Source organism: Streptomyces morookaense (assembly GCF_013030945.1).
In the GTDB taxonomy this organism is placed as follows: Bacteria; Actinomycetota; Actinomycetes; order Streptomycetales; family Streptomycetaceae; genus Streptomyces; species Streptomyces morookaensis.
Genome location: NZ_JABBXF010000047.1, coordinates 105,170 through 112,900, shown reverse-complemented (window position 1 = coordinate 112,900; position 7,731 = coordinate 105,170). Strand labels below are relative to the sequence as shown.

The following is a 7,731-nucleotide window of genomic DNA, read 5'->3' as shown; positions in this document are numbered from 1 at the left end:
CACGCGGCACCGTGCAACATGATCGCTCACGGTCTCGTAATGCGTAGGTCTCGGGTTCGAATCCCGAAGGCGGCTCCGATGAGGTCCAGGTCAGCCCCGCTGACCTGGACCTTTTTCGTGTCCGGTGCCTCACGCCGCGTCCAGCAGTTCCCACACCCGGAGGCCGGCCGCCGCCGTCCGCGGCGGGGCCGCGTGGCCGATGTCGTGGCGGAAGACCGTTCGGCCGCCCCGGGGCGCGTGGTGGGCGCGGGTGACGGTGCGGCAGGTGTCGAAGACGAACATGGGGCGCTGGAAGAACGCGGCGAGGCTGCGGACCGGGGCGTGGGCGGCCGGGAGGGCGGGGCCGGTGGTGGTGGAGAGGCGTTCGCGGGCGGTCGTCGCGAGTTCGATCATCTCGATGAACGACCACTGGTCGGCCACTTCGCACTGGCTGCGGGAAAGCGTGGTCTCCCATTCCTGCGGGGCGAGGAGTTCCGTGCCCAGGCCGAACGGCTGCCGGGTGCGGGCCAGTTCGCGCAGGGCGTCCGGTGGGAGGCGCTCGGCCTCGGTGAACCCGGCGAGGAGGTCCGGGGGGAGTGCGCCGGGCTCGGCGGAGAGGGTTTCGGGTTCGGCGACGGCGAGCACGCGCAGGACGAGGCGGGCCCGGGCGGCGGTGCGGCCTCCGGCCTCGTAGGCCAGGCTCAGCACGAGCCACTCGCCCGAGCCGGTGGTGGCCAGCCGGGCCCGGACGTCGAGCCAGGGGGTGTCCGCGAAGCGCAGGTCGGGGGTGGTGCAGTCGAGGCGGAGGGTGCGGACGACGATCGCCGTCCGGTGTTTGTGCACGAGGTGCGGGAACGGTGTCAGGTGCTCGGCGAGCCAGCGGGCGAGGCCGTTGACGGCCAGGTCGAGCAGGGTCCGCGGCCGGAGTTGGAGCGGGCTGAAGCGGGTGGGGTACAGGGGTTCGCGGAAGGCGGTCTCCCGGGCGGCTGCGGTCACGTCAGCCTCCCGCGATGGCGGTCAGGAACTCGACCTGGTCGGCCTCCGCCAGCGGCATGCCGAGATCGGGTCGGGCGACCCGTTCGCCGTTGAGGAAGAGCTGGTGGCTGCGGCGGACCTGCCCGTTCGCGTCGCGCAGGACCGACCGTAACTGCGGGTGGCGCGCTTCGAGTTGCTCCAGGGCCGCGCCGAGGGTGCCGGCCTCGACCTGCACGGTGCGCTCATAGTTCACCAGACGCAGCATGACGCCGCTGAACCGGAGGATCATGTGGGGTTGCCGCCTTTCCGTGCTGCACAAGTGGCCGCACACATACCGAGGTTGATTTCGAGGAGGTCCTGCGTGCCCGCGCCCGCGAGCAGGCCGTGGACCTCGCGCAGGAACATGCCGTAGCGGGGATCACCGAAGTAGGCGTGCCCGCCCAGGACCCGGAAGGCCTCGTTCAGGGCGGCCAGGGCCTGTTCGGTGACGTGGTGCTTGGCGGCGGAGACGACGGGGTCGAAGACGGGGTCGCCGGTTCCCGCGTCGAGCCGGGACAGCGCCCGGTGGACGATCGCGCGGGAGGCCTCGACGGCGATGTACATCCGCCCCACGGCCGCCTGCACGTTGGGCAGGTCCATGAGCGGCTGCCCGTAGCGGACGGTCTCCCGGAGCCTGGCCACCGTGCCCTCCAGCAGCCTGCGTATCTGGCCGGTCGTGAACGACGCGATGACGACGCGGCGGGCGTTCAGGTACTGCTGCGCATGGCTCAGCCCGTCGGCCGGGGCGAGGACGCGGGCAGCCGGGATCCGTACGTCCTCGAACGTCACCGACGCCGCGCCCGCCGTCCGGAAGCCGGCGGCGTGCGCCGGCTCCACCTCGACGCCGTCGTCGTCCGCCGCCACCAGGCACGCCGCCAAGTCGCCCTGCCCGGTGGCGGCGTAGGTGAGGAAGACGTCCGCGAGCAGCCCGCCGGTGATGAAGCCCTTCCTGCCGGTGAGCCGGAAGTCCGGTCCGGACGCGGTGAGTTCCGTGCGCATGGAGAGGAGGTCGGTGCCCTCGGAGAAGGCCAGGGCGGGCAGGCATTCGCCGCGGCTGATCGGCACTGCGTATGCGTCGGCGAGGTGCTCGTCGCCCGTTGCGCGCAGCAGGCCCGCGATGCCCGTGTGGATGCTGACCACGGTCGCGAACGCCGGGTCGGCGCACAGGTACCCGATCTCCTCCAGCACCCGCCCCCAGGTGACGGCGTCCGCTTCGAGCGCGAAGGCCTGAAGCCCCAGGGCACCGGCGGCGGCGAAGGCCCGTCTGGGGACGGGCACGCCCTCGGCATACCGCTCGACGGCCCCGTCCCCCACCTCCGCCAGGAGCTCCCCCCACCGCGACCGGACCAGTCCGGCGACCTCGTCCTCGCTCATCCGCATGGCGGACTCATCCCCCCGTGCACACACGCCCGTTGGCGCGAACCACTGGCCTACGGCTCTCAGTGTGTATTCGGGGGCACCCGTGTGCACAGGGCGAACGGACGGGCGCCCGAGGTGCCGGTGGGGAGCCGGTTGACGGCGTGCGCCGAGAGCGCGTTCGGGGGGCGCAGTGCCTCAGCCGCCCCCCTCCCCCCGCTCCGCCCGCCACAGCAGCACCGCCGCCACGCACCCGCCCAGCAGTACCGCGCCCGCGCCCGCCAGTTGGGCGGTGCGGACGGCCGAGGAGAAGGCGTCGACGACCGCCGTGCGGGTCGCCTCCGTGGGGGCCGCCGCCCGGGCCGCGGGGAAGGAGGCGGCGCCTGCCAGGGCCGGCGGGAGGAGGGCGGTGAAGCGGGAGTTCATGACCGCGCCCAGGACGGCGACGCCCAGGCTGTTGCCGACCTCGGTCATCGTGCCGTCGACGCCCGCCCCCGCACCCGCCTTGTCCTGGGGGATGGCGCTCATGACCGCCTCGACGATGGCGGGGTTGGCGAGGGCGCAGCCCGTGCCCATGAGGAGGAGGCCGAGCAGAAGGGGCGGGTAGGCGTCCGTCGTCAGGCAGGCGACCACGGCGAAGCCCGCCGCCAGCAGGCCCATGCCGGTCGCGATGGAGGCCGGCCGGCCCAGGCGGGCGCCCACGCGCGCGGCGATGCCCGTGAAGTTGAGGGCCACGATGGTGACGGCGAACGGCACCATGCGCAGGCCCGCCTCCAGCGGGGTGTGGCCGCGGACGAACTGCAGCTGCTGCGTGAGCAGGTAGAGCACGCCGCTGCTGCCGAAGGTGATCAACACGACGCCCGAGACCGCTCCGACGAACCTCCGGTCGCGGAAGAAGTGCAGGTCCAGCATGGGATGTTCGCACCGCAGCTGCCACACCGCGAAGGCGGCCAGTGCGGCGACGGCCGCCGCGGCCGGTACGAGCACCTCCGCCGAGCCCCAGCCCGTTTCCGGCACCTGGATGATCGCGTAGACGAGCGCGGTCATGCCGGCGGCGGAGAGGAGGGCGCCGAGCAGGTCGGGCGGGCCGCTGCCCGGGTTCTTCGACTCCGGGACGAGGATCTTGACGGCGATCAGGCCGATCACCACGACCGGGACGTTGAGGAGGAAGATCGAGCCCCACCAGAAATGGGCCAGCATCACGCCGCCGATCGGCGGCCCGGCCGCGAAGCCGAGGGCGCTCACCGCGCTCCAGATGCCGATGGCCCGGGGGCGCTCCTCGGCGTCGAAGACCTGCATGACGACGGCCAGCGTGGTCGTCAGCAGCAGGGCACCGCCGATGCCCATGCCGCCGCGGGCGGCGATCAACTGGGCCGTGGAGTCGGCGAGTCCGGCCGCCAGCGAACCGGCGCCGAAGAGCGCGAGCCCCGCCATCAGCAGCCGTTTGCGGCCGTAGCGGTCCGCCGCGCTGCCGGAGGCCAGCAGCAGGCCGGCCTGGACGAGCGAGTAGGCGTTGATCACCCACTGGATGCCGGTGCTGCCCGCGCCCAGTTCCCGGGAGAGGGACGGGATCGCCACGTTCAGGACGGTGTTGTCGAGCATCACGGCGAGCTGCGCGAGGCAGATCACCGCGAGGACGAGCCACCGGGCCGGAAGCCGGTGCGTGGCTTCCGGCCCGGTGGCCGTGACGGATGTGGAGGCGGTCACGGGGCGAACGGGGCGATCGGGTTGCGGAGCGTGCCGACGAACTGGAGCGCCGCCGACGGGTCGGACAGGTCGACCATCTGCTGGTTGTTGCGCAGCTGGAGCCGGTTGAGGCAGGACAGCGCGAACTCCTCCGTGAAGATGTCGAACCGCTCGAACTTCTCCGCGAGGTGCGGGACCGAACTCCGGTAGTCCGCCACGCACTCCGCGACCGTCCGCCAGAAGCCCTCCTCGCCGAGGACGCCCGCCCCCGCCAGCTCCGCGCTCAGGAAGCGGAAGAAGCAGTCGAAGACGTCGGTGAAGATCGAGAGGAGACGTTCCTCCTCCGGGATGGCCGCCCTGACGCGCTGGACCTCGGCCGGCAGCTCCGCCTCCGGGTCCATCACCACGATCTCCTCGGCGATGTCCTTGAAGATCACCCGCTCGACCGTGCCGCTGTCGTCGAGCACCATGATGACGTTCTCGCCGTGCGGCATGAACGCCAGGTCGTAGGCGTAGAAGCTGTGCAGCAGCGGGACCAGGTAGGCGTCCAGGTAGCGGCGCAGCCACACCTCGGGTGCCAGGCCCGACTGTTCGATCAGGGCGGCCGCGAAGGAACGGCCCTCCGCGTCGGTGTGCAGCAGCGAGGCCATGGTGGCCGGGCGCCGGCCGGGTTCCAGGTCGCGGACGGGACTCTCGCGCCACAGGGCGGCCAGCATCTTGCGGTACGGGGAGTACCGGTCGGTGGCGGCCTCGTACTGGCGGTGGCGGTAGCCGATCGCGGCCCGCTCGCGGATGATCGTCAGGCCGGTACGGGCGAACACCTCGTCCGCGGCGATCAGTTGCGCCAGCCAGTCGTTGATGGCCGGGGTCGCCTCCATATAGGCGGCGGACAGACCGCGCATGAAGCCCATGTTGAGGACGGAGAGCGCCGTCTTCACATAGTGCTTCTCCGGGTGGCTGGTGTTGAAGAAGGTGCGGATCGACTGCTGGGCGAGGTACTCGTCGTCGCCCGGGCCGAGCAGGACGAGGCGCTGCGTGGCGACCTCGGAGGCGAAGGTGACCGACAACTTGTTCCACCACTGCCAGGGGTGGACGGGCAGCAGCAGGTAGGCGTCGGGGTCGAGCCCGAGGCCGGTGAGGGTCCGCGTGAAGCGGGCGAGGGTCTCCTCGCCGAGCTCCTCGCGCATCAGCCGTGCGTAGTCGATGTCGGCGGCGGACGTGAAGGTGGTGTGGTCGCGGTGCGCGGCCAGCCAGATCAGCCGGACCGGGCTCGCGGCCTCGGGGGCGTACGCGTGGTACTCGTGCACGCCGAAGCCCAGCCGCCCGTTGTTGGCGACGAAGCACGGGTGGCCCTCGGTCATGTGCGTCTCGACGGTCTGGAAGTCGGCCTTGGCCAGCTCCGCCGCCGTGATCTGCGGTTTGGCCGCCTTGTAGGCCGAGCCGGAGAGGGTCGAGCTGATCTCCTCCAGGTAGACCGGGAGGATCTGGTCGCTCAGGCCGAGCGTGCCGCGCATCTCGATGCAGAAGTCGATGGCGTCGAGCGGCAGTTCGGCGTCGTCGGAGACGCGGTGGCGGGTGATGCTGTCGGCATCGATCTGCCAGTGGTCGAGCATCAGTACGCGGGCGGTGAAGCGGTACTCCACGCCGCCGTCGTCGCTGCGGACCGCGTACCGCTCGCCGTCCACCCGCTCGGGGGTCAGCAGCCGCTCGTGGGCGAACTCGGCGAGCGCCTTGCGGACCAGCAGCCGGTTGGCGCGGTCCCAGTGGGCGGGGGTGAGGTGGGCGATGGCGTCGTGCGGGTTCACTGCGCTGCTCCTCGGGTCACTGCTGCCTCGAACTGCTCCCGGGTGCAGAAGCTCAGCAGTGCGTCCTTCTCGGGCTTGGTGATGGTGCCGGCGGGTTCGAAGCCGACGGCCAGGTTGAGGCCGTGCACGGCCGTGTTGCGGACGTCGGGCTCGACGACCACGCGCCGGTGGGCGGGGTCGGTGAAGAGCCAGTGCATGACGGTGGTGATCACGGCGCGGGTGAAGCCGTGCACCGGGGTGTCGGTCGGCGCGCACAGGAAGTGCATGCCGACGTCGCCCTCCTGCGGCTCGTACAGGCCGACGAGTTCGGCGCGGGCCGGGTCGTAGCGCTCGACGAGGAAGCAGGGGGTGCCGTCGAGCATGCCGACGAAGGCGTCGTGGTGCGGGCTGTCGGCGATCTTGCGGTACTCGGCGGCGACCGTGGCCACGTCCGCGTCCTGCATCATCCAGTACGCGGCCTTGGGGTGCGTCACCCAGGGGTGCAGCAGGGCGGCGTCGGCCTCGGGGTCGAGGGGGCGCAGGGTGAAGGTGCCGATGCGGTCGTCCACATAGGAGAACGTCATGCCAGGCCTCCCTGCGGTGCGCCGAACTCCTGGAAGGCGATGGACTTCTCGATCGGGTAGACGTCGCGGCCGAGCAACTCGCGGAGGATCCAGGAGTTGCGGTAGGGGCCCATGCCCAGGTCGGGCGAGGTGACGCTGTGGGCGTGGGTGGCGGCGTTCTGCAGGAAGATGCCGCGGCCGGTGGTGTCGATGCTGTAGTTGCGGGCGACGTCGAAGCGGCCGTGCCGGTCCCAGCGGATGCGGTCGTGGACGGGCTCCAGGAAGGCCGGGACGCGGTAGCGGTAGCCGGTGGCCAGGACCAGTCCCTGCGTGCTGAGCGTGAAGTCCCGCTCCTGCTCGGCGTGGTGGAGGCCGAGCGTGTACGTGCCGCTCTCCTCGTCGTACGAGGCCGTGTTCAGGGCGGTGTTGGTGAGCAGCCGGGTGGCGACCGGGCCGCGCAGGCTCTTCTGGTAGAGCAGGTCGTAGATGTTGTTGATGAGCTCCGCGTCGATGCCCTTGAACAGGCCCTTCTGCTCGGTCTCCAGCCGGTAGCGGGTGTCCTCGGGGAGGGCGTGGAAGTAGTCCACGTACTCGGGGGAGGTCATCTCCAGGGTGAGCTTGGTGTATTCGAGCGGGAAGAACCGCGGGGAGCGGGTGACCCAGTTGAGCCGGTAGCCGTGGGTGTCGGTGCCGTCCAGCAGGTCGTAGTAGATCTCGGCGGCGCTCTGGCCGCTGCCGACGACGGTGATGCTGTCCTTCGTCTGCAGGTTCGCCTTGGCGTCCAGGTAGCCGGAGTTGTGGATCAGGTCGCCGCCCAGGCCCTCGCAGGCCTCGGGGACGAACGGCGGGGTGCCGGTGCCCAGGACGAGGTGCCGGGCCCGGTGGTGAACCGTTTCCCCGGTGCCGGCCACGGTCGAGTGGACGGTGTAGAGGCCCTCGGCCTCGTCGTACTCGACGGACGTCACCTCGTGGCCGAAGCGGACGTTCTTCAGCTTGGCGGCGGCCCAGCGGCAGTAGTCGTTGTACTCGCTGCGGACCGGGTAGAAGATCTCGCGGATGTAGAAGGAGTACAGCCGCCCCGATTCCTTCAGGTAGTTGAGGAAGGAGTAGGGCGAGGTGGGGTCGGCCAGCGTGACGAGGTCGGCCATGAAGGGCGTCTGCAGCGTGGCGAAGTCCAGCAGCATCCCCGGGTGCCAGTCGAACTCCGGCTTGCTCTCCAGGAAGAGGCCGTCGAGTTCGCCGAGGGGTTCGGTCAGACAGGCGAGGCCCAGGTTGTAGGGGCCGAGTCCGATCGCGATGAAGTCATGGGTGGACATGCGTGGTCTTTCGTGCGGAGGCGTGCGGGACGA

7 protein-coding genes are annotated in these 7,731 nt (G+C 71.1%); all 7 read right to left on the bottom strand.

What is annotated here, in order from left to right; genetic code table 11:
* Nucleotides 1-129: 129 nt before the first annotated feature.
* On the bottom strand, nucleotides 130-975 hold the full coding sequence (locus HG542_RS21405; RefSeq protein ID WP_171083870.1) for a hypothetical protein: 846 nt from the start codon (nucleotides 973-975) through the stop codon (nucleotides 130-132).
* Between the two features lies 1 nt (nucleotide 976).
* Nucleotides 977-1,243: a MoaD/ThiS family protein gene (locus HG542_RS21400; RefSeq protein ID WP_171083868.1), complete on the bottom strand. Its 267-nt coding sequence runs from the start codon at nucleotides 1,241-1,243 to the stop codon at nucleotides 977-979.
* The gene (locus HG542_RS21395; protein ID WP_171083866.1) at nucleotides 1,240-2,373 is read right to left on the bottom strand and encodes an acyl-CoA dehydrogenase family protein; all 1,134 of its coding nucleotides are present in this window, start codon (nucleotides 2,371-2,373) and stop codon (nucleotides 1,240-1,242) included. The genes HG542_RS21400 and HG542_RS21395 overlap by 4 nt, the downstream gene beginning before the upstream one ends.
* Before the next feature lie 174 nt (nucleotides 2,374-2,547).
* Nucleotides 2,548-4,056, bottom strand: a complete 1,509-nt coding sequence (locus HG542_RS21390) for an MFS transporter (protein WP_229922673.1) — start codon at nucleotides 4,054-4,056, stop codon at nucleotides 2,548-2,550.
* Nucleotides 4,053-5,840 (bottom strand): IucA/IucC family protein, encoded by a 1,788-nt coding sequence (locus HG542_RS21385; RefSeq protein WP_171083864.1) that lies wholly within the window; start codon nucleotides 5,838-5,840, stop codon nucleotides 4,053-4,055. The genes HG542_RS21390 and HG542_RS21385 overlap by 4 nt, the downstream gene beginning before the upstream one ends.
* Nucleotides 5,837-6,403 carry a GNAT family N-acetyltransferase gene (locus tag HG542_RS21380; protein ID WP_171083862.1) on the bottom strand — a complete coding sequence of 189 codons (567 nt, stop codon included), beginning with the start codon at nucleotides 6,401-6,403 and terminating at the stop codon, nucleotides 5,837-5,839. Before HG542_RS21380 ends, HG542_RS21385 begins: the two co-directional genes overlap by 4 nt.
* Nucleotides 6,400-7,698: a lysine N(6)-hydroxylase/L-ornithine N(5)-oxygenase family protein gene (locus HG542_RS21375; protein ID WP_171083860.1), complete on the bottom strand. Its 1,299-nt coding sequence runs from the start codon at nucleotides 7,696-7,698 to the stop codon at nucleotides 6,400-6,402. The genes HG542_RS21380 and HG542_RS21375 overlap by 4 nt, the downstream gene beginning before the upstream one ends.
* Nucleotides 7,699-7,731 lie beyond the last annotated feature (33 nt).

Bases quoted from the DNA above. Each gene is read 5' to 3' on its own strand.
- HG542_RS21375 (WP_171083860.1), bottom strand. From the start codon at position 7,698: ATGTCCACCCATGACTTCATCGCGATCGGACTCGGCCCCTACAACCTG.
- HG542_RS21380 (WP_171083862.1), bottom strand. From the start codon at position 6,403: ATGACGTTCTCCTATGTGGACGACCGCATCGGCACCTTCACCCTGCGC.
- HG542_RS21400 (WP_171083868.1), bottom strand. From the start codon at position 1,243: ATGATCCTCCGGTTCAGCGGCGTCATGCTGCGTCTGGTGAACTATGAG.
- HG542_RS21395 (WP_171083866.1), bottom strand. From the start codon at position 2,373: ATGCGGATGAGCGAGGACGAGGTCGCCGGACTGGTCCGGTCGCGGTGG.